This window comes from Streptomyces griseoaurantiacus, assembly GCF_036189845.1.
GTDB lineage: Bacteria > Actinomycetota > Actinomycetes > Streptomycetales > Streptomycetaceae > Streptomyces > Streptomyces griseoaurantiacus.
The window spans coordinates 93,712-118,707 of sequence record NZ_CP108326.1 but is presented as its reverse complement, the minus strand read 5'-3'; the positions used below and the strand labels follow the sequence as shown (position 1 = coordinate 118,707).

Below are 24,996 nucleotides of genomic sequence, written 5' to 3'. Positions count from 1 at the left end.
GGTCTCGTCGAGGGACCGCGTCACCGGTGAGGCGCGCCTTGCTCAGCCCTTCTTCAGCTCCTCGGCGAGCATGACGAGGATGCCGCTGGGGCCGCGCAGGTAGGTGAGCCGGTAGATGTCCTCGTAGGTCGCCACCCCGCGCAGTGGACGGCACCCGTGCCGCGCGGCGATCTCGAGGGCCGCGTCGAGGTCGTCGACGGAGAAGGCGACCCGGTGCATGCCGATCTCGTGGGGCCGAGTGGGCTCCGTCTCGATCGCCTCGGGGTGGAGGTACTCGAAGAGCTCGAGGCGGCCGTGACCGTCCGGGGTCCGCAGCATCGCGATCCTGGCGTGATTGCCGTCCAGACCGACGGCCGTGTCGGTCCACTCGCCGCTGACCGTGTCACGGCCGATGACGGTGAGACCGAGGTCGGTGAAGAAGGAGATCGCCGCCTCGAGATCCCGGACGGCGATGCCGACGTTCTCCAGTCTGATGGTCATGCGACGCATGGTAGGGCCTGCCCCGGCGCCCGCGGCGGGACACGGCGGAAACAACGGGCCGCCGTGGGTGCCGGAGCGGGGCCGGCGTCAGCGCAGGGGTACATCCACCCGCACGGGCCCGGCGAGAACGCGCTCGTCGGGGGTCACGAGGAGCGTGCCGTCGACGACCTCGGCGCGCGCGCCCCCGGCGGCCGGGAGGTCCAGGGCACCGGCGTCGGCGTCCAGGGGGACGGGGGTGCCCGGCGGGGCGTCCACGAACGCGTGGGCGTACCCGGCGGTGCGGGTCCACCGCACCCAGGGGCGCTCGGAGGGACGGGCGAGGTCCGCACCGAGGGGGCGGGAGCCGAAGACCGCTTCGCCGTGGACCCGGTTCCAGGCGCCGAGCGCCTCCAGGGTGCGGCGCTGGACGGGGGCGACCTCGCCGGACGCCGTGAGCCCGATGTTCAGCAGCAGGTTGCCGCCGCGCGAGACGACGTCGAGGAAGTGGCGGACCGCCTCCGGCCCGGTCAGCGAGTGGCTCTCGTCCTCCAGCCGGTTGTGACCGAAGGAGAAGCCGACACCCCGGCAGTTCTCCCAGGCCCCCTCGCCCTCGCTGCCGGCACCGTGCGCGTACTCGCTGGTGCGGAAGTCCCAATGTGTCTCGCCCCAGCGGTCGTTGACCACTCCCTCGGGGCGGGCGGCGTAGAAGCGGCGGAAGAGCTCGACGAGGCTCTTTCCGCCCTCCGCCTTGCCGGCGTCGGGGTACTCGATGTCGCCCCACAGCAGTTCCGGACGGTACCTCTCGATGAGGTCGGCGACGTGGTCGAAGACGTAGTCGGCGTAGGCCCTGTCCCGGGGGCGCACCGAGTCGTCGATGTGCCGCACGATGGGCGGGGTGGGGGCGACGTGCCAGTCGAGGCCGCCGGAGTAGTAGACGCCGAAGCGGATGCCCCTGCGCGCGGCGGCCTCGCTGAACTCGCCGACCAGGTCGCGCCGGGGGCCCCGGCGGACGGTGTTGCGGTCCCCCGTCCCGGGGGCGTCCCAGAGGGTGACACCGTCGTGGTGCTTGGTGGTGGGCACGAAGTAGCGGGCGCCGGTGGCGGCGACGAGGTCCATGACGGAGCCGGCGTCGAAGGACTCGGCCCGCCACAGGTCGAGGAACGTGTCGTAGTCCGCCCCGCCGTAGGTCTCCAGGTGGTGCCGCCGGGCCGGACTGCCGTCGATGCGGACGGTGTTGTGGTACCACTCGGCGTACGGGTTGTGCGTGAACCACTCCTCCTCGTCGTCGAGGGTGCCGAACGCCCCGATGGGCTCGGCCCAGGCCGGAACGGCGTAGGGGCCCCAGTGGACGAAGACGCCGAGCTTGGCGTCCCTGAACCAGGCCGGCGTCGCATGCTCGAACCGCCGGTAGGGGAGCGGGCGTTCGGGGTCGTTCATGGACAGGGCCATACGAGGGCGGTCCTCTCTGAGGGGTGTCTGCATGGTTGCCCGGTTGCCCGGTTGCCCGGTTGTCTGCGGTGCCGGGGCGGTGAGGCGGTCAGCGGCGCGGCCTGAGTCCCGACATCCCGCCGTCGACCTCGACGACCGTGCCCGTCGTCGAGCCCGCGCGGGGACTGGCCAGATAGGCGACCGCGTCCGCGACCTCCGCCGCCTCCACCAGCCGGCCGTGCGGCTGCCGGGCCTCCAGGGCCGCGCGCTCGGCCTCCGGGTCCGGCGCCGAGTCCAGCAGCCGGGTCACCCAGGGCGTCGCCGCGGTCCCGGGACTGACCGCGTTCACCCTGATTCCCTCCCGCACGTGGTCGGCGGCCATCTGGAGCGTCAGCGCGTACAGCGCGCCCTTGCTCGCCCCGTACAGGGCACGCTGCGGGAGCCCCGCCCGCGCCGCGACGGAACACATGTTGACGATCGCCGCGCGCGGGGACGCGCGCAGCCACGGCAGGGCGGCCCGGCTGACGCGGACGGCACCGAGCACGTTCACGTCGAGGACGTGGTGCCATTCCTCGTCGGAGTTGTCGGCCACCGTGCCCCGGGCGCCGATGCCCGCGTTGTTGACGACGACGTCGATCCCGCCGAACGCCTCGGCGACCCGCGCCACCGCCGCCCGCACCTCGGTGTCCCTGCCGACGTCCACCCGGTGGGCGTCCGGGTCCCCCTCGGGCGGAGCGAGGTCCAGGACGGCGACCCGCGCGCCCTCCTCACGGAGCCTGCGGACGATCGCCGCGCCGATTCCCGAGGCACCGCCGGTCACCAGGACCCGGACACCCTCGAAGTCGGTCACCGGACCGCTTGCCGCTGCCGGCCGAGTCCGTCGATCGCCACCTCGACGACGTCCCCGGGACGCAGATAGGGGAAGCGGCCCGACAGGGCGACGCCCTCGGGCGTGCCCGTCATGACGAGGTCTCCCGGTTCCAGGACCAGGAACTGGCTGAGCCGCCACACGATCTGCGCCACGTCGAAGATCATGTCGGAGGTGCGGGAGTCCTGGCGCGGGGCGCCGTTCACCCAGCTGCGCAGCCGCAGGTCGCCGGGGTCGACCTCGTCGGCCGTGACGAGCCAGGGGCCGACGGGGGAGAACCCGGGGAAGGACTTGCCCTTGCCCCACTGGCCCCCGGACCGCTCGAGCTGCCACTCGCGTTCCGAGACGTCGTTGACGAGGGTGTACCCGGCGACATGGCCGAGGGCCTCCTCCGGCGAGCCGAGGTAGCTCGCCCGCCGCCCGATCACCACGCCGAGCTCCACCTCCCAGTCGGTCCGTTCGCTGCCCGGCGGGATGCGCAGCTCCTCCTCGGGCCCGGTCACGGTGTTGGGGGTCTTGAGGAACACCACCAGGTCCTCGGGGGGCTTCGCCCCCGACTCCGCGGCGTGGGCGGCGTAGTTCATGCCCACGCAGACGACCGCGGAGGGCCGGGCGATCGGCGCGCCGACCCGCTGCCCCTCGCGCGGGATGCGCGGCAGCCCGCCGGACCGCACCGTGGCGGCGACGTCCTCCAGGGGCTGGGAGAGAAAGGCCCCGTCGATGTCGTCCGTGAGGGCCGACAGGTCGACATAGTGGTCCTCGGTGAGGGCGACCGGAATCTCGCGGCCGGCCTCCCCGATCCGTGCGAACTTCATCAGACCCCTTCCGGACGACGGAACCCGGCATCACCACTCCCGGCCCCTCGTGGGGACTCCCGGCCCCTTGTGGGGCGAGCGGAGGGCAAGCAGAGGGCAAGCAGAGGGCAAGCAGAGGGCAAGCAGAGGGCAAGCAGAGGGCAAGCAGAGGGCATCGTACCAGTTGACCACTCAATTGATCCGATGTTTGATGCGTCATGGGAGGTCCCATGACCACGATCACCTCCGTCTCCACGGCGGACGTCCGCTTCCCGACCTCCGCGTCGCTGGACGGCTCGGACGCCATGAACCCGGACCCCGACTACTCCGCGGCCTACGTGGTGCTGCGCACCGACGCGCCGGACGGCCACGAAGGACACGCCTTCGCCTTCACCATCGGCCGCGGCAACGACGTCCAGACGGCCGCCATCCGCATGCTGGAGGACCACCTCGTCGGACGCGAGGCCGAACCGCTCCTCGACGACATGGGCGAGGCCTGGCGCCTCCTCGTCCACGACTCGCAACTGCGCTGGCTGGGCCCCGAAAAAGGGATCATGCACATGGCCATCGGGGCGGTCCTCAACGCCCTCTGGGACCTCAAGGCCAAACGCGCCGGGCTTCCCCTGTGGCAGCTGCTCTCCCGGATGCCCCCCGAGCGGATCGCCGACCTCGTCGACCACCGCTACCTCACCGACGCCCTCACCCGCGAGGAGGCCCTCGACATCCTGCGCCGCGCGGAACCCGGCCGGGCCGCGCGCGAACAGGCCCTCCTCGCGGACGGATACCCCGCCTACGCGACCAGCCCCGGCTGGCTCGGGTACTCCGACGCCACCCTCGCCCGCCTGTGCCGGGAGGCCCTCGACGCCGGTTTCCCGCAGATCAAGCTCAAGGTCGGCGCCGACCTCGAGGACGACATCCGACGTCTGCGGATCGCCCGTGAGATCTGCGGCGAGGGCTTCCCCCTCGCGATCGACGCCAACCAGCGCTGGGACGTGGCCACCGCCGTCGAGTGGGTCCGCGCCCTCGCGCCCTACGACCCGGCCTGGGTGGAGGAACCCACCAGCCCCGACGACGTCCTGGGCCACGCCGCCATCGCCCGCGCCATCGCCCCCGTACCGGTGGCGACCGGCGAACACCTGCACAACCGCGTCATGGTCAAACAGTTCCTCCAGGCCGGAGCCGTCCAGGTCCTCCAGATCGACGCGACCCGCGTCGGTGGGGTCAACGAGAACATCGTCCACCTGCTGCTGGCCGCGAAGTTCGGCGTCCCCGTCTGCCCCCACGCCGGGGGAGTGGGCCTGTGTGAGGCCGTCCAGCACCTGGCCATGTTCGACTACGTCGCCGTCTCCGGCACGACCGAGGGTCGCATGATCGAATACGTCGACCACCTGCACGAACACTTCGTCACGCCCGCCGCGGTCCGCGAGGGCCGCTACCGCGCCCCCACCGCCCCCGGCGCCGGGACCGAGATGCGGGCCGCCTCCCTCGCCGCCCACCGCCGGCCCGCACCGACGGGAGCCCCCGCATGACCACCCGGCTCGGATTCGGCGCCGCGCCGATCGGCAATCTCTATCGCGAGGTCTCCGAGGAGGACGCCCGCGCCGTACTGGAGGAGGCCTGGGCGGGCGGCGTCCGCTCCTACGACACCGCACCCCACTACGGGCTCGGACTCAGCGAGCGCCGGCTGGGCGCGTTCCTGCGCGAGCGGCCCCGCGACTCCTTCCGCCTGTCGACGAAGGCCGGCCGGCTGATCGTGCCGAACACCGGCCCCCGCCGGGGCACGGACGAGGCGGCCGGCGGATTCCTCGTGCCCGACGACCACGTACGGCACTGGGACCCCAGCGCCGAGGGCATCCGGCGCGGTCTGGACGCCTCACTGGAACGCCTCGGCATGGACCGCGTCGACACCCTCCTCCTGCACGATCCCGACGTCTACGGCCTCGACGAAGGGCTGCGACAGGGACTGCCCGCACTCGCCGGGCTGCGCGAGGCCGGAGTGGTCGAGGAGATCGGCATCGGCGTCAACAGCGTGGCTGCGGCGCTCCGCGCGGTCCGCGAGGGCGACCTCGACGTGGTCATGATCGCCGGCCGCTACACACTGCTCGAACAGCCCGCCGCCGAGGAACTCCTCCCGCTGTGCCGGGAACGCGGCATCCGGGTGCTCGCGGCCGCGGTGTTCAACTCGGGACTGCTCGCCTCCGACACGCCCGCCACCGCCCATTACGACTACGGGCCGGTGCCGCCCGCACTGGCCGAACGCACCGAACGACTGCGCAAGGTCTGCGCCCGCTTCGACGTCCCCCTGGCCGCCGCCGCCCTCCGGTTCCCGCTGCGCCACCCCGCGGTGGACCAGGTGGTCGTCGGCACGGCGCACCCGGCCGAACTCCGCGCCGACCTGCGGCACCTGGACATGGAGATCCCCGCCGCACTGTGGGAGGCCCTGCGCGAGGAGGGGCTGCTGTCCTGACCCGGTCAGGGCCGGAGGAGGGGCTGCCGGCCCGACCCGCGCACGCGCCGGGTCAATCGGTGATCCGGTGGACCTCGCGGGCGGTGCCCGCGGCGCCGCGGGGCCGGGCGGTGGGCCCGACGACCTCGGGCACCAGGGCGATCCACGCGGCCGTCGTCGTCGTGCCCCCGGTTCCCGTGCTCACCGGCCGGTCGCTGCCCGGCAGACAGCGCTCCTGGCCGGACAGGTCGAGGGCGGCCCGCGGCAGGTCCGGGCCGTGCCCCCGCAGGGTCGCCGCGTCGCGGGCCTCGGCGGGCAGTCCCGAGAGCTTCACCACCAGCCGTTCATGACGGGCCAGACGCCGCAGGCCCGTCGGCCGGGCCCGCCCGGCGTCCGAGCCCAGACCCTCGTCCACCGGCGGCTTGCCGAGACGGTCGAGGACCGTGACGCCCTCGTGGACATCGCCCAGCGGGCGGTCCAGGCCGTCGAGCCGGGTCCGGCGCACACACGCGTCGAGGACGGGACCCGCACGCGCGACCGCGGCGAGCCCCCTGCGCAGCGCGGGCGCCGCCAGCCGCTCGCCCGGCAGGTCCTGCAGCAGGTGGCGGATCCCGCGCACCAGCGGCAGCCCGGCCACCCGCTCGATCCGTTCGCCCGCGTCCGGCGCCTCGAGGTCGGCCGCCACGACCGTCGCCGCCGGCCCCGGCCAGGCCGGCTCCTCGGCCCGGCGCGCCTCCTCGAAGGCGGATTCCGGGGCTGCGTCGGCCTCCACGAAGACCCAGCGGGTCACCGCCCCGCCCGCGTCGTCGATGTCACCCGGCAGCCGCGGCCGGTCCAGGGCCGAGCCGGCGAGCCAGTCGTACCGCAGCCGGCGCGGGTCCCGGACGTGCACATGCGCCTCGATCACCTCGGCCCCGTGCGCGTCGGTCACCCCGGCCCGGTCGGGCCGACGACGCCCGCACCGCTCCCGGAGCGCGGTGCGGCGCGCGTCAGCGGGCCTTCCGCAGCCAGTGCTCCACGCCCGAGACGTGGACGAACATCAGCGCCTGGGCCAGCTCCGCGTTCCGTTGCCGTACGGCGTCCAGGATGCCGCGGTGCTCGTCGATCGTGCGGGCGACCGCACCGTCCTCCGTGATGCCCCGCCACACCCGGGCACGGACGGTGTCGCTCGACAGGGAGTCGAGGAGGCTCGTCAGATAGGCGTTGCCGGTCGCCTCGGCCAGGGCCCGGTGGAAGCAGAGGTCGTGGGCGACCAGGCTCTCCACGTCGGCGTCCGCGCCGACGCCCGCGAGCAGTTCCTCGATCGCGGCCATCCGCTCGTCGGTGATCGTGCGGCAGGCGAGGGCGGCCACCTGAGGTTCGAGCATCCGCCGGACCACGAGTGCCTCCAGCACGGAGTCGTCCTGGTGCAGATCGACGACGAAGGACATGGCCTCGAGCAGCAGCCGCGGTTCGAGGCTCGTGACGTACGTGCCGTCACCGCGCCGCACGTCCAGGACGCGGATGACCTCCAGCGCCTTCACGGCCTCGCGCAGCGAATTGCGGGAGAGGCCGAGCGCCTCGCTCAGCTCCTTCTCGGGCGGAAGCCGGGAGCCGGGCGAGAGCTCGCCCGAGACGATCATTTCCTTGATCTTGAGAATTGCCGCGTCGGTGACCGCCATGGACTCCACTCCAGGTCTATTCATCGGATGTCTGGACGAGCGGAGGCGGATGTCCCACGGCGTCCGGGACTCCCACGGCGTCCGGGACGAGGGAATCGTGCGAGGGCGCTCCCGGACGCGGCGGCCCGGACCCGGGTCAGCCGGTCGTCCAGTCCCGCAGCTGCCGGGCGATCCGGGCGACGCCGAGGGCTCCGGAGGCCGCGTCGCGCACCAGCGCCACGGCGGCCTTCGGCGGGTAGTCGAGGGTGAGCGAGCCGAGCGCCAGGTAGGCCTCCGTCGCGTGCCAGGCGAAGGCTTCGTTGGAATGCTCCAGGCACGGCAGCTTCGCCAGGGTGTGCAGCAGGGCGGCGGCCTTGAGGTGCGGCGAGCCGTAGACGTGCCGCTCCATCGCCCGGGCGTTGACCCGCGCGACGGCCGCGTAGAGCGGCCCGTAGTCGTCGACCTGGGGATCGCCGTCGAGCAGTTCGGCGGCGTGCAGCAGGAACGTGACGTCGAGCGGGGTGGAGTCGGGCTGCGTCACGCGGCGTGACCCCGCTCCGGCCGCTCCAGCTCCCGCAGCGCCTCCCGCTCGGCGTCCCGCTGCTCGGCCGCGGGGTCGGCGCCGCCGGACTCGGCTGCGAAGGCCGCGCCGCTGCGCGCCATCGACGCCTTGAAGCCGTCGAGGAACCGCCGCTCCACGGCGGTCGCCCGGTCGTAGGCGGCGGAGAGGATGTACTCCTGCATGCTGACGCCCGCCTGCTTGGCGGCCGCCGCGATGGCCGCCCGCTGCGCGGGATCGGGGAAGCGCAGATTCATCGCCTTGGTGGCACCGGAGTCCGACATGGCCCTCATGGTACCGGCGGTACCAGCGTCCTGTCACCCGTGCACGTCCCGGGGCGCGCACGCCGTGTGAGCCGGGCGCCACCAGGAGCGACGCCCGCGCCGTGTGCCTCCTCCCATGAGGAACGCAACGGCCCGCGCCTGTAACCTCGTTGACGTCGAGCATCGACGTCCGGGAGACCGTGTGGCCGCCCGGGAACAGCCGGTCCGATCCGCGCTGTTGCACCGACCGGGGGGTCGGTGGCCTTCGGGAGGGAACCACGGTGACCACGTGGTCGTCCGTCCCGACCGGAATCCGTGTTCCCCGGCGGCACATCCGTCGTACCCCCGGACCGCAATGTTTGTTCACGAGAGGACTTTTCCCATGACCGACCGGCCCCTGACTCTGATGGCGGTTCACGCCCACCCCGACGACGAGGCCACCGGCACCGGAGGCGTCCTCGCCAGGTACGCGGCCGAAGGAATCCGCACGGTGCTCGTGACCTGTACCGACGGCGGGTGCGGCGACGGGCCGGGTGGCGTCAAGCCCGGAGACCCCGGGCACGACCCGGCGGAGGTCGTCCGCATGCGCCGTCAGGAGCTCGAGGCGAGCCGCGAGGTCCTGAACATCAGCCATCTGGAGACCCTGGACTACGCCGACTCCGGAATGATGGGCTGGCCGAGCAACGAGGCCCCCGGGGCCTTCTGGCAGACCCCCGTGGAGGAGGGCGCGGCCCGCCTGGCGGAACTCATGCGGCAGTACCGGCCCGACGTCGTCGTCACCTACGACGAGAACGGCTTCTACGGCCACCCCGACCACATCCAGGCCCACCGCATCACGATGGCGGCGCTGGAGATAGCCGGGCCGCCGGTACCGAAGGTGTACTGGACCACCGTGCCCCGCTCGGGGATGCAGCGGTTCGGCGAGATCCTGCGTGAGCTCGGCGAGGACATCCCGGAGCCGGACTCCGAGGAAGGCGCCGCGATGGCCGAGATCGGCTCCCCCGACGACGAGATCACCACCTGGGTGGACACGACCGCGTACAGCGGCCAGAAGTACGACTCCCTGGCCGCGCACGCCAGCCAGGGCGAGAACATCTTCTTCCTCAAGATGGGCAAGGAGAAGTTCGCCGAGCTGATGGGGGTCGAGACCTTCCTGCGAGTGAGGGACACCACCGGCGCCGCCCTCCCGGAGAACGACCTCTTCGCCGGCCTCCGCTGACCCCGGGGCGCGGGTCCGACGCCCTCCACACCCCGGCGGCCCGCGCCGAGTACGGCGACGGGGCCGCCGGGCAGGGTGTTCCCCGCGCCCCCGCAGGGACGGCCGGGCACGGGGAGTAGGAACCTGGCCTCAGGGAGCGGACCTCGTGACGAGCGGCCGGATGTGGTTCGCTGTGCGGGTGACCCAGGACCCGGAGACCGTCACGTTCGCATCCGCCGAGGCATTCGAGGCATGGCTCGGCGAGAACCATGCCGCCTCACCCGGCATCTGGCTCAAACTGCGCAAGAAGGGCCCCGAAGCCGTCGCCCTGGACTACGCCCAGGCGCTCGAGGTGGCCCTCTGCTACGGCTGGATCGACGGGCAGAAGGCCACGTTCGACCACCAGTGGTGGCTCCAGCGGTTCACCCCGCGCAGGCCGGGCAGCCGATGGTCCAAGATCAACCGGGACAAGGCCACCGCCCTCGTCGAGCAGGGGCGGATGCGGCCGCCCGGGCAGGCCGAGATCGACCGCGCCCGGGCCGACGGCCGTTGGGAGGCGGCCTACGACGGTGCGCGCACGGCAACCGTTCCCGAGGACCTCGCGGCGGCCCTGGCCGCCGTCCCGGCCGCGGCGGCGTTCTTCGAGACCCTCGACCGGCGAAACCGCTACGCCGTCCTGTACCGCGTGCAGGACGCCAAGAAGGCCGAGACCCGGGCCCGGCGGATCGAGAAGTTCGTGGCGATGCTGGCCAGGGGCGAGAAACCGCACTAGCGGATCGGCGTCCTTCCTCGTACCGGGGCGGGGACGGGCCGCACGCGAGGGCGCCGTGCCCGCCTGGCATGATCGGCCCATGGCCGGCCCCTCGTCCCCCGCCGGGACACCGCACCGCCGGACGGTCGTGCCCTGATGCGTGTGCTGCTCACCGCGGCCGCCTCGGTGACGGCGGCCGGCGCGGCGGTGTGGGCCGCCGAGCGCCTCCTCACCCGCAGCCGGCCGGAGACCCGGTACGGCCGGTACGCCCGGTGGGTCCATCCGGCCGGCCGGTGGCGGGCGGCACCGCTCAACCGGGTGGCCGGCAGCAGGCTGTTGCGGCTGCTGGGGGAGCGCGTCCCGCCGGTGGCCTTCGTCAGTGACATCACGGACGTCGTGTACGTCAACTACGTCGTCGACGCCCGCCGTCTCGCGCCCCTGGTCCCGGCCGGGCTGGAACTGCAACGCGTGGGCGAGCGCGGCGACCTGGCCGTCCTGACCTTCCTCGGCTACCGCCACGGCCACCTGGGCCCCGCGCGCCTCGGCCGGTGGCGCCGGCTGCTGCCCTCGCCGCTGCAGAGCAACTGGCGCCTCTACGTGCGTCATGCGCGTACGGGCATGGCGGGCGTCCACTTCCTCAGCACGGCCATCGGCCGGACGCCGCACGCCCTGGGCGCCCGCCTCCTCGCCGAGGGCCTGCCCATGCACGTTCTGGGGCGGGCCTCACGGCTCGTCACCGCCGACGGACGGATCGATCTCCGGCTCGATCCCGGACGCGGCACCGCGCCCGACGCGACGGCTCGCCTCGTCCCGCTGCCCGAGCGGCCGGTGGACGGTCCCTGGCGCTCCGCCTTCGCGGACTACGAGGAGATGCTGGCCCACTGCGTGCCCCAGGACCGCGCACTGTCCGTCCAGCCGTGGCGCGGCCGGCTGGTGCGGCAGGAGATCTCTCTCGGCATCCCTCTCGAAAGGTGCGTCCCCCTGTCCGGGACGGTCACGTCCGCCGCCGCCGGTGCCCTGGTCGATGAGGCCGAGCCGTTCGCCTTCCTGGTCCCCTTCGTGCGGTTCCGCTTCGAGGGAGAGACGTACGAGCCGCTCTGACGCCGAACGCGGAGGGCGGTCGCCGAAGCCGCCGTCACCGGCGTCGTCCCGGGGCGCCCGCGATCAGCCGCAGCCGCCGTGCGCACACGCCGACCCGCACGGTCTGCCCCCAGGTCAGCTCCAGGGCGTCGCCCTCCATGCCGTCGCCGAAGGCGACCAGACGCTCGGACTCCACGGTGAGGCACAGTCGGCCCGGCGCCGAGAGCTCACCGGCCACGAGAGACGTTCCGGTGACCGGCGAGGGCCAGGCCTCGCGGACGAACCACAGCAGACGGTCCTCGGTGGGCCGCGGCACCACCGGGGTGCCGCCCCGCTGCTGCCACACCGACCGCAGCCAGCCGGTCGCGCCCGTGCCCGTGCCCACCAGCACCCCGGAGGAGGCCTGGGCCTCGACGACACCCCCGTCGTCCTCGAGGCTCAGGCGGTACCGGGCCGTCTGGTGTCCGGCGGCGCCGAGGTAGATCTCGTTGAGCGCGAGCAGCCGCTGGGTGTCGTCGGCGACGGCCTCGACCATGGTCAGCTCGTCCGCCGGCGCGGTGGACGCGACCCGCAGCAGCGCCGCCGCGTCGGCCGCCCGGTGCCGGACCAGCACACCCGGGTTGCGCCCCGGCTCGGGGTCCACTCCGATCACCGGCTGCCCGTCGAGGTACTTGGCCGCGTTGGCCACCAGCCCGTCCTGCCCCACCACGACCACGACGTCCTCCGGCGCGAACAGGAACCGGTCCAGGTCGCCGCGCTCGACCCGGGCCTGCCGCCAGGTCCGGGGGACCGCGGCGGTGACCTCGGCGAGCGCCCGGTGCGCGCGGTGATGACGTTCGGCGATCTCCGCGAGGTCCCGGCCCCTGGAGGCCAGGAAGAAGGCGGCCTGCCCGTGTGTGCCGTGCCGGGCCAGCAACTCCTCGTACTCCGTGGTGCGGTGGACCAGGACGGCTCGCGGGGCGAGGCTCATCCCCGGTCCCCGGCGCCGAGCCGGGACAGCAGCCCGGTGAGCACGTCCGGCGAGAGGGTCACGCTGTCGATGTGCGGCAGGTTCTCCGCCAGCCGGCTTCCCGTGAGCGCGTGCAGTGTCGCCACGTCGACCTCGCCGTGGACGCGCAGCCAGGCCGCCTGGGCCTCGGCCCTGGCCTCGCCGACCTCGCGCGCCGCCCGGGCCTCCGCCTCGGCCAGTGCCACCGACTTGGCGGCCTCGGCCTCGGCGAGCCGCACGGTGCGCGCCGCCTCCGCCTGCGCGCGCACCTGGTCCGCCGCGGCGTTCTCCTGCGCCTCGCGGCGCGCGTTGGCCCCGCGCTGCTCCACCAACCGCTCCTCACGGCGAGCGAGTTCGATCTGGCTGGCCAGCTCGTTCTCGGCGATGGCGCGCTCGCGCTCGACGGCGACGGCCCGCCGCTCGTAGGTGGCCCGGTCCGCCTCCTGCTGGATCAGCTCGCGGGCGGGGGTGCGCAGCGCGCGTTCCACCTCCGCCTCGGGGCGCACCGCCATGACCCGCACGGCCACCACCTCGATTCCGGTGGCCGGCAGTCGCGGTTCGGTGTCCAGGCCGGCCGCGATCCGTTCGCGCACCGCCGCCACGCCGTCGGCCAGTGCCTCGGCCAGCGGTGTGCGGGCCAGCACGTGCAGCGCGTGCTGCTGGGCCGTCTCGGTGAGCAGGGTGCCCAGCTGTTCCAGCGGGGCACCGCGCCAGACCCCGGTGTCGGGATCGATGGAGAAGTCCAGGCGGGTGGCGGCCAGTGCCGGGTCGCCGACCCGGTAGGTGACGGTCGCCTGCACCGAGACGTCCTGGAAGTCGGCCGTGCGGGCGCGGAACGTCATGGCCAGCTCGCGGTCCTCGACCGGCACCTCGGAGAGCGCGGCGGTCAACGGGCGGAACCAGAAGGCGAGTCCCGGCCCGTCGTGCACCAGCGTGCCGCCGCGGTGGTGTCGGATGTGCGCCGTGGGCGTGGAACGCAGGTGGCGCCATCCCAGGCGCCGGGTGATGTCGGCCATGAGAGCCCCCTCTTTCTCGTCCCGGTGACGATATTCCGGCGGTCCGCTTATCGTCAAGGGGACGAGAAAAGGAGAGGGTGCTGGCGCGGTCAAGGGGAGGGTGCTGGCGCGGCTCGTCAGAGGCGGACGACGATCTTGCCCCGCGTGTGGCCGCGCTCCGAGTGCGCGTGGGCCTCCGCGATCCGTTCCAGCGGGTAGGTCGCCTCGACGCGCGGCGTGAAGTGGCCGAGCCGGCCCAGTTCGGCCGCTTCGGCGAGGAGCGCGGGGTCGTTCTCCGCGTTGGCCACATGGACGCCCAGACGCTGGGCGTTGGCGTGGTCGGCGACCGTGGACACGCGGGCGGGGTCGCCCACGAGGGCGACGAGATCGGCCAGCGAGCCGGAGGCGGCGGTGTCGAGCACGACGTCGACCCCGTCCGGAGCGAGGGTGGCGACACGTTCCGCGAGACCGGCGCCGTAGGTGGTGGGAACGGCGCCGAGAGAGGTGAGGAACTCGTGATTGCGCTCGCCGGCCGTCCCGATCACCGTGGCGCCCTGCGCCACCGCGATCTCGACCGCGGCACTTCCCACGCCCCCGGCGGCACCCTCGATCAGCACAGTGCGCCCCTTCAGGGGGCCGAGCGCGTTCAGCCCGCCCATCGCGGTCACCGCCCCCAGAGCGGCGGCGGCGGCCTCCTCGTCGCTCCAGGTGTCGGGCGTCCGCGCCCAGGCCGAGAGCACGGCGAACTCGGCCGTCGCGCCGGTCACTCCGCCCAGTCCGAACACCCGGTCGCCGACGCCCACCCCCCGCACACCCTCACCGATCTCGTCGACCACGCCCGCGGCGTCCCGCCCGGGAACCGCCGGCAGATCCACCGGGAGTACCTCGCGCACCGCTCCGGAGCGCACCTTCCAGTCGACGGGATTGACACTGGCCGCCGCGACACGGATGCGGATCTCACCGGGCCCGGGATGCGGATCCGGCGCCTGCTCGACGACGAGGGTCTCCACACCGCCGTACTCGTGATAACGGGCTGCGCGCATGACGTTCTGCCTTTCCACGCGGCCTGAACAGGCCGTTCGTCGGATCAAGGGTGCGACTGTTCGGCGAGCGCCGACGATCGCAACGCTAGAACCTGACACCGGTGTGAGGGGCAAGTCGGCCGGTCCGCCGGCCCCGGGCGGCGGCGTGCCGGACGTCAGCGGAAGGTGCGCCGCAGGTGCGCGACCAGGTCCTCCGGCGCGGCCGGGTCGAACCGCGCGGAGACGTAGCCGTCCGGGCGGATCAGGACCGCTTCGCCGTCCCGCGGCGCGTAGGCGGCGTGGAAGCCGCCCTCCGCGTCCCGCAGCCGCGGCGGACGCAGACCGACGGGGCGGGCGTCGCGCGGCAGCTCCCGCGCGGTGACCAGATAGGCGTTCAGCAGACCGTGGGCGGCACGGTGGGCCTCGGCCGCACAGGCTTCGAGACGTGCGGCGCCCTCTCCCGAGACGTGCCGCGGGCCCGCGTACATCAGCAGCACGTGCCGCGGGGTGCGCAGCAGGTCGAACAGGCGCACCGGGTAGGCGGCGAGGTCGCCGAGCAGGCCGCGGCAGTCCGGTGCCCGCTCGCCGGGCGCGGGACCGTCCGCCCGGGCACCCTCCGCGGCCCGCGACCGGACCAGGGGGCTGTCCGGATAGCCGACCAGCAACTGGGCCTGGCGCCGCACGAACACGTGGGGGTCGCCCCCGGGACCACCGGCGCTCGGACGGGCGTCGCGCACCGTGCGCGCGTGGCGGACGGTGCGGTCGACGACCTCACGGGCGACGGGGTGCCGTTCGGCGTGGTAGCTGTCCAGCACGTCCTCCCTCGCCAGACCGCGGACGGTGAGGGCCAGCTTCCAGGCGAGGTTGTACGCGTCCTGCACACCGGTGTTGAGCCCCTGCCCGCCGATCGGCGGATGGACGTGCGCGGCGTCCCCGGCCACGAGGAGACGTCCGGCCCGGTAGCGGTCGACCAGGCGGTGACCGGTCCGGAAGGCGGACGACCAGCGCAGCGCGGAGACCCTCGCCGGCTCCGGGGACAGACGGTCGAGCACCGCCTGGATCTGGTCGAGGTCCAGCCCCTCGCCGGCTCCCGGCTCCGGGCGCGACCTGTCCGACACCTCCGGCGCGCCCCGGCCGTCCTCGGCGGCCTGTTCGCCGGGGCGCAGCATCGACAGCCAGTAACGCCGCACCCCCGGCATCGGGATGCAGACGAGCATGTCGTCCACCGCCCCGTCGGCGCCGGTGTGCACGGACCGCACGCTGTACCCGGCGGGCATGTCCCAGTCGATCTCCACATCGGCGATCATGAACCGTTCGGGCAGGACGTCGCCCTCGAAGGCGAGTCCCGCCTGCTCGCGCACGAGGCTGTGCGCGCCGTCGCAGCCCACCACGTAGCGGGCGCGCAGCCGTTCGGTGCGGCCGTCGGCGCCCGCGAGGAGGACCTCCACCTCCTCCGGGTGCTCAGTCACCTCGCGCAGTTCCACCGGCCGCTCCACCCGCGTGCCGAACCGCGCGAGGTGCTCGGTGAGAAGCCGCTCGGTCGTGTACTGGGGCAGCGTGGCGAAGGGGTAGGGGATGTCGGGCGGCAGGGTCAGCCGCATCGGCTCGTCCTGGGGCTTGCCGTCGGTGTAGACCAACTGGCCCAGGTGCGGCACGGCCTCGTCGAGCACCTCGCCGACCAGGCCCATGGCGTCCCACACCTCCAGGGTGCGGGGGAGGACGCCGATGGCCTTCGCGTGCGGCTGGGGGGCGGCCAGCCGGTCGATCACGCGGCAGTCCACGCCGTGCCGGCGCAGCTCGGCCGCCACCGTCAGGCCCACCGGGCCCGCGCCCACCACGAGTACATCGACATCGGCCATGATCGGCCCTCTCATCGTTCGGCGACGGGGTCCGTGCAAGTGTGCTGCGGCGAGCGCGGCCCCACTCGGCGGGAGGAACTCTCCTCGTCGCCCCGTGGAGGCAGTTCCGCTGGTCAGCGCGGCGCGGAGGGCCTCCAGGTTCACCGGATCGGCCGGAACCGACCGGAGTAGTGCGGTGCGTCCCGGGCGGCCGCCCGGGACGCCGTCCGGGGCGGTTCAGACCGCGAAGCGGTAGGTGCCCGAGCCCACGCGGAACACCTGGTGGCCGTCCTCGTGGCGCAGGGGGGTTCCGCCCGAGTGCGTGACCTTGTCCCTGGCGGCGGCCGGGATCCACACCTCTGCGGTGGTGTTCGGCGGCACCGAGCAGGTCAGCTCGAAGCGGCCCTGCCGTCGGCTCCAGCGGGTGGAGATCGGGCCGCGGACGGAACGGAACGTCGCACGGGCGGAGTCGACGCCACCGCCGGGACGCGGGCGGATGAGGACCTCGCGATAGCCGGGGCGGGCGGCGGAGATGCCCGCGATGTTCGCGTACATCCACTGCCCCACCGACCCGTAGGCGTAGTGGTTGAAGGAGTTCATGCTCGCGTCCTGGAACGTGCCGTCGGGCCGCAGGGAGTCCCAGCGCTCCCACATGGTGGTGGCGCCCCGGTCGATCTGGTAGCCCCAGCTCGGGAAGGTGCGCTGGGTGAGCAGCCGGTAGGCGAGGTCGGTGTGCCCGGTGTCGGTGAGCACGGGCAGCAGGCGGGGGGTGCCGAGGAACCCCGTCGACAGGTGCCCGCCGCGCGCCTCGATCAGCGCCACGAGCCGGTCGGCCGCCGCTCCGCGCAGCGCGTCCGGCACCAGGTCCATCGACAGGGCGAGGACGTAGGCGGTCTGGGTGTCGCCCTTCACCTTGCCGTCGGCACCGATGTACGCCTTCTGGAAGGCGGCGCGGACGCGGTGGAAGAGGTCCTCATGAGGGGCGGGGTCCTTGCCGAGTTCGCGCGCCATCCGCGAGGCGAGGTCGGCGCTGTGCGCGAAGTACGCGGTGGCGACGACGTCCTTGGGGGTCTCGTCGGACAGGTTCAGCCAGTCCCCGAAGCCGTCCGCGGGCCGCAGCAGGCTGTCGCTGTGCCGGCGCAGGTAGTCGAGCCAGTCCACCACGGACGTCCAGGCGTCCTCCAGGACCCGCAGGTCCCCGTACGCCTGGTACAGCGCCCACGGCACGGTGACACCCGCGTCGCCCCAGCCGGCCGCGCCGTCACCGACGTGGCCGACGTCGGGGGCCACATGCGTGAAGGAACCGTCCGAGGTCTGCGAGTCGCGCAGGTCGGTCAGCCACTTGCTCAGGAAGCGGGCCGACTCCATCGTGTAGGCGGCGGTGGGCGCGAAGACGTTGATGTCGCCGGTCCAGCCGAGACGCTCGTCCCGGGCGGGAGTGTCGGTGGGGACGGAGAGGAAGTTGCCGCGCTGGCCCCAGGTGATGTTGCTGTGCAGTTGGTTGAGCAGGGCCGAGTCGGTCGCGAAGTCGAGGGTGGCGGGGGCGTCGGTGTGCATGACGCGGCCGGTGATCGCCCCGGCGGTGGGGGTGCCCGGGAAGCCGGTGACCTCCACGTAGCGGAAGCCGTGGAAGGTGAAGCGGGGCTCGTGGACCTCCTTGCCGCGCCCCTTGAGGACGTAGGTGTCGGTGGCCTTCGCCGTGCGCAGGTTGGCCGTGTAGACGGTGCCGTCCGGGTTGAGCACCTCGGCGTAGCGCAGGCGCACCGCCGTCCCGGCACGGCCGGAGACGGTGAGCCGCACCGATCCGACCATGTTCTGGCCGAGGTCGAAGACGAAGACACCGGGCTTGGGCTCGCTCACCTCGACGGGCTTCAGCTCGTCGGTCACCCGCACCGGAGCGTCCACCTGGGCCACGATCCGCCCCGGGACGTCCGTGTCCGTCCCGCGCACGGCGAGCCAGTCCCCGTCGTCGAAGGAGGGCGAGGCCCAGCCGGGCGTCTCCTTGCGGGCGTCGTACGTCTCGCCGTCCAGCAGGTCGGCGGAGACGATCGGCCCGGCGGAGGCGACCCAGTCGGTGTCCGAGGTGACGCGCGCACTGCTGCCGTCGGCGTAGTCGACCTCCAACTGGGCGAGCAGCGCCGGGTGTTCGCCGTACTGGTGCGGTCCGAACATGCCGACGTTGCCCGCGTACCACCCGGGGGCGAGGTACACCCCGAGTGCGTTGGCGCCCGCCCGCAGCATCGTCGTGACGTCGTGGGTCTGGTACTGGACCCGGGTGCGGTAGTCCGTCCAGCCGGGGGCGAGCTGGTCGGTACCGACGCGCTCCCCGTTGAGGTGCGCCTCGTAGAGACCGAGCGCGGTGATGTACAGGCGGGCGCGCGCGACCTTCTTGCGGCGCAGCCGGAAGGTGTGGCGCAGCCGGGTGACCGCGAACGAGGCGGGGGTGAGCGTGCCCCAGGGCCCGGAGCCCGACGGGGCGACCTCCTTGGCGGCCGTCCAGGAGCTGTCGTCGAAGTCCGGGGCCCGCCACTCGCCGGAGGGCTCACGGTCGGCGGCCTTCCACGCGGCGTCGGTGACGACCCGCTGCTCCCCGGAGGCGGTGCGCACGACGAGCACGGCGAGCAGGCCGGCCGGACTGGCGGAGGCGTTGGTCGCGGCGACCGCGAGGACGGTGCGTCCCGAGCGGACGTGGGGGAGGACGTCCACGACGGCGGGCTTGCGCCAGCCCTCGTTGTCGGTGTCGAGGTCGGTGCGGGCCACCTCGGTGCCGTTGACGGAGACGGAGTACACGTTGTCCGCGGTGATGGCCAGCGTGGCCGAGGTGATGCCGGCCGGGAGGTCGACCGTGCGGCGGAACCACCGGGTGCCGGCGGGCGCCTCGGCGGCCGGGTCGCCCTCGGGGAACCAGATCCAGCGGCATCCCTGGAAGGACGGTGCGCCGGTCAGCTCCTTCGGGGGCGAGATCCACCGGGCGGTCCACTGCTCGGCGCCGAGCAGTCCGGTCTCCCACCAGGAGGGCTCGCTCCAGCCCGACACCGAGCCCTTGTCGTCCCACACCCGTACCGACCAGAAGTACCGTGTCCTGGGCTTGAGTTCGGGCCCCCGGTAGGTGACGAGGGCGGACTCGGCGGACGTGACTCTGCCGCTGTCCCAGACGTCGGGGCGGTGCAGGGCGGCTGCGCTGGACGCCACGCGGATCTGGTACGCGGTCTGCCGGACGCCCGCCCCCTTCGACACCGTCGGCCAGCTCAGCCGGGGACGGGCCGTGTCGAGGCCCAGGGGATGCCGGACGTACTCGACGGTCGGCGCCGTCACCTTCGCCGCGGGTGACCGCCCCGCCGTCGCGGTACCGGTGCCGGGGGACGCCGCCGCGGCACCGGCCGCGGCGGGTCGCACGGCCGTCGCGGCGACCGCGGCCGCCGTACTCGCCAGGATGCCTCTACGACTGATCACTGCGCCACCTCGCGCGGAGTAGGAGTGAATCGATTCAAAGCTGAGGAGCGCGGCAACCGTAGAGGCGCCCGTGTGAGCGGGTCAATGCGTCTGCGCCAAATTGGCACGCTGACACGGAGATTGAGGGGCAGGAGGGCGTCATGAACGTGACATGAAGAGGCGGACGGTGCCGCCGTTCCAAGGCGCGCGCTCCTGGCGCACTGAACGCTTTCAATGGTCCGGCGCGAGGACGGGGACGCATGCCCCGGTCGGCTCGGTCAGCGGGTGCTGTACCCGGTTTCGAGCAGTTCCCGCAGGGTGGGCAGGGCGTCCTCGCCGAGCGGGGCCCTGTCGGTCCAGGCCAGGAACAGGGCGGAGAGGAAGAGGTCCCGGGCGCGGACGGTGGGGCGTGCGGTGCCGTCCCGCTGCGCCGCGCGGAGGAAGTCGTCGGTGAGTTTGACGAGTCTCTCGCAGTTGGCGGCGAGGGGGGAGCTGTGCGCGGCGAGCGCGGCGAGGACGGGTTCGGGCAGCCCGCTGAAGGTGTTGAGGTACTTCTCCAGGGCGAGCAGCCACTGCCGCAGTCCCTCGTCGGCGTCGGAGCGGGCGAGGGCTTGCAGCGGCTCCAGTCGTGCCAGGAGGGCCTCGCCGCGCACGTCCAGTGCGGCGGCCAGGAGCGCCTCCCGGGTGGGGAAGTGGCGGTAGAGCGTGGCCGGACCCACGCCGGCGTCCTTGGCGAGGGCCTCCAGGGAGGTGCCCACCCCGTGCTCGGTGAAGTGCCGCAGCGCCGTGTCGAGGATGCGGGCCCGGTTGCGGGCGACGTCGGCACGCGGCTTGCGCGCGGCCGGCTGTGCTGGGCTCATGGGGTTCCTGGCCTTCTGGGCTGCCGGGTTCCGGGTTCGTGGGCGCCCGGGGTGTCCGGGTGGTCCGCCCGGGCCGGTGGCACCGGCCCGGACTTGAAATGGATGCTACCTCCGTTTTCCGTGATACAAAGCGGAGGCGGCCTCCATTTGGCGGCGCGGAGGCGGTACGCCTCCGTCACCACCCGTCTTCGGCACCTCGTCGACGCAAGCGAAGGGAGCGGGTCATGCCCCGCACACTGGGACTCATCGGCAGCGGACTGATCGGTACGTCCCTGGCCCGTCTGGCCGTGGCGGCCGAGATGGAGGTCGTCCTCAGCAATTCCCGGGGACCCGAATCGCTCGCCGAACTCGTGGGCACCCTGGGGAGCGGCGCGCGGGCGGCCGTACCGGAGGAGGCCGCCGAGGCCGGCGACCTCGTCGTGGTCACCATCCCGCTCAGGGCCTACGACCGGCTGCCCGTCGCGGCCCTGCGGGGCAGGACGGTGCTGGACACGATGAACTACTACCCCCAGCGCGACGGCCGCATCGCCGAATTGGACGCGGGGCGGCTCACCACCTCCGAACTGGTGCAACGCCACCTCGCCGGCGCGTCCGTCGTCAAGGTGTTCAACAACATCGGCTCCCACCAGCTGTTGAGCCTCGCCCGGCCCGCCGGAGCGGCCGACCGCAGTGCCCTGCCCCTCGCGGGCGACGAGGAGCCGGCCAGGCGGGTAGCCGCACGGCTGCTGGACGTCCTGGGGTACGACGCGGTGGACATGGGCCCGCTCGCCGAGAGCTGGCGCAGCGAACCGGGCACCCCCGTGTACACCCGGCCCTACCTCGGCGAGACGCCTCCCGGCCTCACCGCCGAGGAGTACTTCCCCTGGTTCCTGCGGAACCCCGGCCGCCCCGTCCCGGCGAGCCTGGTCCGTGAGCTGACGGAGACGGCCGTGCGCGGCCCGGCGGGAGGCGTGCTGCCGGCGGGCGCCGCACGCTGAGCGCCGGCACCGCGACCGGAGGCCGGCGTGCGGAGCGCTCCCGGTCAGGTGTGGAGCGCGTGTCCGGTCGTCGCGTCCACATGGTCCGGGACGTCGTCGTGGCGGTCGCCCACCGTGGGCGTTCCGGAGGGCTCGAGCATGAGGAACGCGGCACCGGACGGAGCGTGCGGCTTGTGCTCCGTGCCGCGCGGCACGGTGAAGACCGCGCCCTTCGGAAGCCGTACCGTGCGCTCGCCCCCGGGCTCGCGCAGGGAGATGCGCAGTTCGCCGTCGAGCACCAGGAAGAACTCGTCGGTGTGGTCGTGGACGTGCCAGATGTGTTCGCCCTCCGCCTTGGCGACCCGGACGTCGTAGTCGTTGACGCGGGTGACGATGCGGGGGCTCCACAGGGCGTCGAAGGAGGCCAGGGCCTCGTCGAGGACGAGAGGTGCGTCGGCAGGGGATTCGTTGCTCATGGGTCCATCCTGCGCCGTGCTGCGGGAGGAGCGTGAGTGCTATAAATCGCACATGACGCAAGATTCCTCGCACGTGACTCCCGAGGCGGAGGCCGACCCGCACAGGGTCGTCGTGCTCGTGGACGAGAACTCCAATCCGTTCGAGCTGGGCTGTGCGAGCGAAATCTTCGGCCTGCGCAGACCGGAGCTCGGCCGTGACCTCTACGACTTCCGGCTCTGCTCGCCCGAGCCGCTCACCAGGATGCGGGACGGGTTCTTCACGCTCACCGGGGTCGCCGGCCTGGAGGCGGCCGACACGGCGGACACCCTGATCGTCCCCAACCGCCCGGACGTCGACGTCCCCCGGCGCCCCGCCGTGCTCGAGGCCGTCCGGCGGGCCCACGCACGGGGGGCGCGCCTGCTCGGCCTCTGCAGCGGCGCCTTCACCCTCGCGGAGGCCGGCGTCCTCGACGGCCGCCGGGCCACCGCGCACTGGCAGTGGGCCGACTCCTTCCGGGCCCGGTTCCCCTCCGTGCGCCTCGAACCGGACGTGCTGTTCGTGGACGACGGCGACATCCTCACCGCGGCGGGCAGCGCGGCCGCCCTCGATCTCGGTCTGTACGTCGTCCGCCTCGACCACGGCGCCGAGATCGCCAACCGGGTGAGCCGGCGCCTGGTCTTCGCGGCACACCGTGACGGCGGGCAGCGGCAGTTCGTGGAGCGCCCCATGCCCGACGGGCGGGACGAGTCGCTGGCACCCGTACTGGCGTGGGCCCAGGAACGGCTCGACTCACCGCTGACGGTGTCCGGCCTCGCGGCGCGGGCGGCCGTGAGTCCGGCGACGCTGCACCGCCGGTTCCAGGCCCAACTGGGCACCACGCCCCTGGCCTGGCTCACGGGCGAACGGCTGGCCCTGGCAAGCCGGTTGATCGAACGGGGTGAGTCCCGGATCGAGGTGGTCGCGCGGCGCAGCGGTCTGGGAAGCGCCGCCAATCTGCGCCGGCTGATGCGCCGCGAGACCGGCATCACGCCCTCGGCGTACAGACGCCGCTTCGGGCCCGGCACCACCTGACACCGGGCGGAATCGAGGCTCGATAGGGTGGGGCGGTGCGCACGGTCGAGCTCTTGTTGGACGAGGCGGCGGACGCGAGGGTCCGGGAGGCCTGGCGACGGCTGGCGGACGCGGGACTGCCCAGCCAGGCACACCACCGCTCCCCGACCAACAGTCCGCACCTCACCCTGGCCGCCTGCCCCGAGCTGACCGCCCCGATCCGCTGGGAGCTCGCCGAGGTGGCCGCCGGCCTGCCACTGCCGGTGCGGTTCACCGGCATCGTCCGTTTCGAGCGACCCACCTCGGTGCTGGCCTGGTCACTGGAACCCGAGCCCGCACTGACCGGCCTGCACCGCCGGGTGTGGGAGGCGGTGGCCTCGGACAGTCCGCCCGAGACCCTCAACCCCTTCCACGAGCCCGGCCGCTGGAGCCCGCACATCACCCTGGGCCGCACCCGGCGGGCAGGCGCCTTCGCGGGTCGGCGCGTCCCCGGACTGCTGCCGGTGCCACCGCTGCCGGCGGCCCTCACCACCCTGCGCAGCTTCGACACCGAAACCCGCACCGTCGAGATCCTCGGCCCCCGCCCCTGACCGCGCGACGCCGGCACGAACACCGCGCGACGCGGGGAGGGAGCTGGGCGGGGCCGGGGGAGTGCGCGGCGGCCCGGGGAGTGCGGACGGCCCGGGAACCAGGAGGCGGCCGCAGGTCAGGAGGCGGCGGGTTCCGGGCTCCGGCCGCCGACCTGGTCCAGCCAGTCGAGGATCACCTTGAGCGCCAGGCCCTGGTTCCCGATCTGGCAATGGTTCTGGGCCTGCTCCGCCTCCGTGAACACGCGTGCGACGACCGATCGCGCGGCAGGCAGCGTCAGCACCTGATCGCCGAGCATGCGCAGCGGCACGTAGTGGTCCGCGGCACCTGCCAGGAGCAGGACGTCCTGCGTGACCAGATGTGAGACGTCGTCGGTGCGGTACGTGTTCCAGGCCCGGAACAGGGAGCTCGCCGTGTCGACGCCCATCACGCGCCTGCCCTGCTCGACGAACCAGTCCAGCAGCAGGTCGGCCCTGCAGCCCTCCGCGACGGCGGCGTCGAGCACCGGCGCGGGAAGGCCCTCGAAGTCCGCCGCGAGTGCCCCGAGGCCCATGGACCCCAGGAGCGCGCGGAAGGCCTCGAAGAGATCGGTCAGGATGTCCCAGGCGACGACCCGGGCGACCCGTGGCTCACGTGCGGCCGCGCGCATCACCAGGCCCCCGCCGAGCGAGAAGCCCGCGAGGGTGACGTCGGACAGGTGGAAGTGGTCCAGGACGGCGGCCACCGGCAGATGCCAGTCCGGGGTCATCGGCACGCCCGCGTCCAGCACCGTGCCCTGACCGGGTCCGTCGAACACAACGGTGTCCAGCCCGGCGTCGCGCAGGGCGAGCGCCGCGGGCAGCCATTCCGCGATATAGCTGTCGTACCCGCCGAAAACGACGATCGTGCCGCGCGCCCGCGCCGGGGTGAAACGGTAGGCCGTCAGCCGCGTCGTCCCGTAGGGGACCAGGTGCCGGTCGCTGGCGGTGACGCCGTTACCGGCTTCGACGTTGTCGAGGAAGCGCCGCTGAGCGGGCGCGAACCGCGGGTCGTCGGGGCGGAGGAAGAACTGCGCCGCACGGGCGTAGTAGGCGGCGGGCAGGCGGCGGTCGGCCGCCAGTGCCTTGTCGCTGAGTTCCAGCATCAGCCGCGTCCAGTCGGCGTAGTCGCAGACGCGCGGCGCCACCGTCCGCAACTCCTCCAGCATGCGTTCCTCGTTCGTCCAGCCGTAGAACCGGTTGAGCTGGAAGTTGAGGGAGACGTTCGGGTGCAGGGGGTGGTACCCCACCGGGAACCGATCGATGATCTCCTGGTCGCTCACCATCATCTGCCTGCCTTTTTCGCGA

The 24,996-nt window shown here is 73.4% G+C and carries 24 protein-coding genes; 8 read left to right on the top strand and 16 right to left on the bottom strand.

What is annotated here, in order from left to right:
- Positions 1-42 precede the first annotated feature (42 nt).
- The 4 genes from OHB09_RS00575 to OHB09_RS00560 all read right to left on the bottom strand — a co-directional run bounded on the left by OHB09_RS00575 (position 43) and on the right by OHB09_RS00560 (position 3,570).
- Positions 43-480 (bottom strand): VOC family protein, encoded by a 438-nt coding sequence (locus tag OHB09_RS00575; protein ID WP_191854302.1) that lies wholly within the window; start codon positions 478-480, stop codon positions 43-45.
- 87 nt (positions 481-567) lie between these two features.
- Positions 568-1,908, bottom strand: a complete 1,341-nt coding sequence (locus OHB09_RS00570; protein WP_006138629.1) for an alpha-L-fucosidase — start codon at positions 1,906-1,908, stop codon at positions 568-570.
- Between the two features lie 88 nt (positions 1,909-1,996).
- Complete coding sequence (locus OHB09_RS00565; protein ID WP_006138630.1) at positions 1,997-2,737, bottom strand: SDR family NAD(P)-dependent oxidoreductase; 741 nt, start codon at positions 2,735-2,737, stop codon at positions 1,997-1,999.
- The gene (locus tag OHB09_RS00560) at positions 2,734-3,570 is read right to left on the bottom strand and encodes a fumarylacetoacetate hydrolase family protein (protein ID WP_328921415.1); all 837 of its coding nucleotides are present in this window, start codon (positions 3,568-3,570) and stop codon (positions 2,734-2,736) included. Before OHB09_RS00560 ends, OHB09_RS00565 begins: the two co-directional genes overlap by 4 nt.
- Before the next feature lie 209 nt (positions 3,571-3,779).
- On the opposite strand from OHB09_RS00560, the gene OHB09_RS00555 reads away from it, so the two are divergent.
- Positions 3,780-5,078, top strand: a complete 1,299-nt coding sequence (locus tag OHB09_RS00555; protein WP_328921414.1) for an enolase C-terminal domain-like protein — start codon at positions 3,780-3,782, stop codon at positions 5,076-5,078.
- The gene (locus OHB09_RS00550) at positions 5,075-6,016 is read left to right on the top strand and encodes an aldo/keto reductase (protein WP_191854305.1); all 942 of its coding nucleotides are present in this window, start codon (positions 5,075-5,077) and stop codon (positions 6,014-6,016) included. The genes OHB09_RS00555 and OHB09_RS00550 overlap by 4 nt, the downstream gene beginning before the upstream one ends.
- 52 nt (positions 6,017-6,068) lie before the next feature.
- Here the strand turns inward: OHB09_RS00550 and OHB09_RS00545 are convergent, their stop codons facing one another.
- The 4 genes from OHB09_RS00545 to OHB09_RS00530 form a co-directional block, all read right to left on the bottom strand.
- Positions 6,069-6,926, bottom strand: coding sequence for an amidohydrolase family protein (locus OHB09_RS00545; protein ID WP_328921413.1), 858 nt, complete (start codon positions 6,924-6,926; stop codon positions 6,069-6,071).
- Positions 6,927-6,984: 58 nt separating this feature from the next.
- Complete coding sequence (locus tag OHB09_RS00540) at positions 6,985-7,656, bottom strand: FadR/GntR family transcriptional regulator (RefSeq protein WP_040894281.1); 672 nt, start codon at positions 7,654-7,656, stop codon at positions 6,985-6,987.
- Positions 7,657-7,792: 136 nt separating this feature from the next.
- Positions 7,793-8,176, bottom strand: a complete 384-nt coding sequence (locus OHB09_RS00535) for a hypothetical protein (RefSeq protein ID WP_006138637.1) — start codon at positions 8,174-8,176, stop codon at positions 7,793-7,795.
- The gene (locus tag OHB09_RS00530) at positions 8,173-8,487 is read right to left on the bottom strand and encodes a type II toxin -antitoxin system TacA 1-like antitoxin (protein WP_040894247.1); all 315 of its coding nucleotides are present in this window, start codon (positions 8,485-8,487) and stop codon (positions 8,173-8,175) included. Before OHB09_RS00530 ends, OHB09_RS00535 begins: the two co-directional genes overlap by 4 nt.
- A gap of 352 nt (positions 8,488-8,839) precedes the next feature.
- Here OHB09_RS00530 and OHB09_RS00525 point away from each other — a divergent pair, with 352 nt between their 5' ends.
- The 3 genes from OHB09_RS00525 (at position 8,840) to OHB09_RS00515 (ending at position 11,507) form a co-directional block, all read left to right on the top strand.
- On the top strand, positions 8,840-9,676 hold the full coding sequence (locus tag OHB09_RS00525; protein WP_093599111.1) for a PIG-L family deacetylase: 837 nt from the start codon (positions 8,840-8,842) through the stop codon (positions 9,674-9,676).
- Positions 9,677-9,836: 160 nt separating this feature from the next.
- On the top strand, positions 9,837-10,427 hold the full coding sequence (locus OHB09_RS00520; RefSeq protein WP_328922973.1) for a YdeI/OmpD-associated family protein: 591 nt from the start codon (positions 9,837-9,839) through the stop codon (positions 10,425-10,427).
- A gap of 135 nt (positions 10,428-10,562) precedes the next feature.
- Complete coding sequence (locus tag OHB09_RS00515) at positions 10,563-11,507, top strand: DUF2071 domain-containing protein (RefSeq protein ID WP_328921412.1); 945 nt, start codon at positions 10,563-10,565, stop codon at positions 11,505-11,507.
- 34 nt (positions 11,508-11,541) lie between these two features.
- Here the strand turns inward: OHB09_RS00515 and OHB09_RS00510 are convergent, their stop codons facing one another.
- The 6 genes from OHB09_RS00510 to OHB09_RS00485 all read right to left on the bottom strand — a co-directional run bounded on the left by OHB09_RS00510 (position 11,542) and on the right by OHB09_RS00485 (position 20,621).
- Complete coding sequence (locus tag OHB09_RS00510; RefSeq protein ID WP_006138642.1) at positions 11,542-12,456, bottom strand: NAD(+)/NADH kinase; 915 nt, start codon at positions 12,454-12,456, stop codon at positions 11,542-11,544.
- Positions 12,453-13,490: an SPFH domain-containing protein gene (locus tag OHB09_RS00505; protein WP_328730274.1), complete on the bottom strand. Its 1,038-nt coding sequence runs from the start codon at positions 13,488-13,490 to the stop codon at positions 12,453-12,455. Before OHB09_RS00505 ends, OHB09_RS00510 begins: the two co-directional genes overlap by 4 nt.
- Before the next feature lie 116 nt (positions 13,491-13,606).
- Complete coding sequence (locus OHB09_RS00500; RefSeq protein ID WP_040894253.1) at positions 13,607-14,512, bottom strand: NADP-dependent oxidoreductase; 906 nt, start codon at positions 14,510-14,512, stop codon at positions 13,607-13,609.
- Between the two features lie 155 nt (positions 14,513-14,667).
- Positions 14,668-16,350 carry an FAD-dependent monooxygenase gene (locus tag OHB09_RS00495; protein ID WP_319350096.1) on the bottom strand — a complete coding sequence of 561 codons (1,683 nt, stop codon included), beginning with the start codon at positions 16,348-16,350 and terminating at the stop codon, positions 14,668-14,670.
- Between the two features lie 216 nt (positions 16,351-16,566).
- Positions 16,567-19,782, bottom strand: coding sequence for an alpha-L-rhamnosidase (locus OHB09_RS00490; RefSeq protein WP_328921411.1), 3,216 nt, complete (start codon positions 19,780-19,782; stop codon positions 16,567-16,569).
- Positions 19,783-20,039: 257 nt separating this feature from the next.
- Positions 20,040-20,621: a TetR/AcrR family transcriptional regulator gene (locus tag OHB09_RS00485; RefSeq protein WP_328921410.1), complete on the bottom strand. Its 582-nt coding sequence runs from the start codon at positions 20,619-20,621 to the stop codon at positions 20,040-20,042.
- A 98-nt stretch (positions 20,622-20,719) separates the two neighbouring features.
- Here OHB09_RS00485 and OHB09_RS00480 point away from each other — a divergent pair, with 98 nt between their 5' ends.
- A complete protein-coding gene (locus tag OHB09_RS00480) occupies positions 20,720-21,598 on the top strand; it encodes an NADPH-dependent F420 reductase (protein ID WP_328921409.1) in 879 nt (292 codons plus the stop codon).
- Positions 21,599-21,642: 44 nt separating this feature from the next.
- On the opposite strand, the gene OHB09_RS00475 is transcribed toward OHB09_RS00480, so the two are convergent.
- Positions 21,643-22,053: a cupin domain-containing protein gene (locus OHB09_RS00475; protein WP_006138650.1), complete on the bottom strand. Its 411-nt coding sequence runs from the start codon at positions 22,051-22,053 to the stop codon at positions 21,643-21,645.
- A gap of 52 nt (positions 22,054-22,105) precedes the next feature.
- Between OHB09_RS00475 and OHB09_RS00470 the strand changes: the two genes are divergently transcribed.
- Together OHB09_RS00470 and OHB09_RS00465 are read left to right on the top strand one after the other, a co-directional pair.
- Positions 22,106-23,104 carry a GlxA family transcriptional regulator gene (locus tag OHB09_RS00470; RefSeq protein WP_093599084.1) on the top strand — a complete coding sequence of 333 codons (999 nt, stop codon included), beginning with the start codon at positions 22,106-22,108 and terminating at the stop codon, positions 23,102-23,104.
- A gap of 35 nt (positions 23,105-23,139) precedes the next feature.
- Positions 23,140-23,673: a 2'-5' RNA ligase family protein gene (locus OHB09_RS00465; RefSeq protein WP_319117539.1), complete on the top strand. Its 534-nt coding sequence runs from the start codon at positions 23,140-23,142 to the stop codon at positions 23,671-23,673.
- A 116-nt stretch (positions 23,674-23,789) separates the two neighbouring features.
- Here the strand turns inward: OHB09_RS00465 and OHB09_RS00460 are convergent, their stop codons facing one another.
- On the bottom strand, positions 23,790-24,977 hold the full coding sequence (locus tag OHB09_RS00460; protein ID WP_006138653.1) for an alpha/beta fold hydrolase: 1,188 nt from the start codon (positions 24,975-24,977) through the stop codon (positions 23,790-23,792).
- Positions 24,978-24,996: the final 19 nt, after the last annotated feature.

Excerpts from the sequence above, each read along its gene's own strand:
- OHB09_RS00575 (WP_191854302.1), bottom strand. The coding sequence starts at position 480 with ATGACCATCAGACTGGAGAACGTCGGCATCGCCGTCCGGGATCTCGAG.
- OHB09_RS00570 (WP_006138629.1), bottom strand. The coding sequence starts at position 1,908 with ATGGCCCTGTCCATGAACGACCCCGAACGCCCGCTCCCCTACCGGCGG.
- OHB09_RS00560 (WP_328921415.1), bottom strand. The coding sequence starts at position 3,570 with ATGAAGTTCGCACGGATCGGGGAGGCCGGCCGCGAGATTCCGGTCGCC.
- OHB09_RS00555 (WP_328921414.1), top strand. The coding sequence starts at position 3,780 with ATGACCACGATCACCTCCGTCTCCACGGCGGACGTCCGCTTCCCGACC.
- OHB09_RS00550 (WP_191854305.1), top strand. The coding sequence starts at position 5,075 with ATGACCACCCGGCTCGGATTCGGCGCCGCGCCGATCGGCAATCTCTAT.
- OHB09_RS00540 (WP_040894281.1), bottom strand. The coding sequence starts at position 7,656 with ATGGCGGTCACCGACGCGGCAATTCTCAAGATCAAGGAAATGATCGTC.
- OHB09_RS00530 (WP_040894247.1), bottom strand. The coding sequence starts at position 8,487 with ATGAGGGCCATGTCGGACTCCGGTGCCACCAAGGCGATGAATCTGCGC.
- OHB09_RS00525 (WP_093599111.1), top strand. The coding sequence starts at position 8,840 with ATGACCGACCGGCCCCTGACTCTGATGGCGGTTCACGCCCACCCCGAC.
- OHB09_RS00520 (WP_328922973.1), top strand. The coding sequence starts at position 9,837 with ATGTGGTTCGCTGTGCGGGTGACCCAGGACCCGGAGACCGTCACGTTC.
- OHB09_RS00515 (WP_328921412.1), top strand. The coding sequence starts at position 10,563 with ATGCGTGTGCTGCTCACCGCGGCCGCCTCGGTGACGGCGGCCGGCGCG.
- OHB09_RS00510 (WP_006138642.1), bottom strand. The coding sequence starts at position 12,456 with ATGAGCCTCGCCCCGCGAGCCGTCCTGGTCCACCGCACCACGGAGTAC.
- OHB09_RS00505 (WP_328730274.1), bottom strand. The coding sequence starts at position 13,490 with ATGGCCGACATCACCCGGCGCCTGGGATGGCGCCACCTGCGTTCCACG.
- OHB09_RS00500 (WP_040894253.1), bottom strand. The coding sequence starts at position 14,512 with ATGCGCGCAGCCCGTTATCACGAGTACGGCGGTGTGGAGACCCTCGTC.
- OHB09_RS00495 (WP_319350096.1), bottom strand. The coding sequence starts at position 16,350 with ATGGCCGATGTCGATGTACTCGTGGTGGGCGCGGGCCCGGTGGGCCTG.
- OHB09_RS00485 (WP_328921410.1), bottom strand. The coding sequence starts at position 20,621 with ATGAGCCCAGCACAGCCGGCCGCGCGCAAGCCGCGTGCCGACGTCGCC.
- OHB09_RS00480 (WP_328921409.1), top strand. The coding sequence starts at position 20,720 with ATGGATGCTACCTCCGTTTTCCGTGATACAAAGCGGAGGCGGCCTCCA.
- OHB09_RS00475 (WP_006138650.1), bottom strand. The coding sequence starts at position 22,053 with ATGAGCAACGAATCCCCTGCCGACGCACCTCTCGTCCTCGACGAGGCC.
- OHB09_RS00470 (WP_093599084.1), top strand. The coding sequence starts at position 22,106 with ATGACGCAAGATTCCTCGCACGTGACTCCCGAGGCGGAGGCCGACCCG.
- OHB09_RS00460 (WP_006138653.1), bottom strand. The coding sequence starts at position 24,977 with ATGATGGTGAGCGACCAGGAGATCATCGATCGGTTCCCGGTGGGGTAC.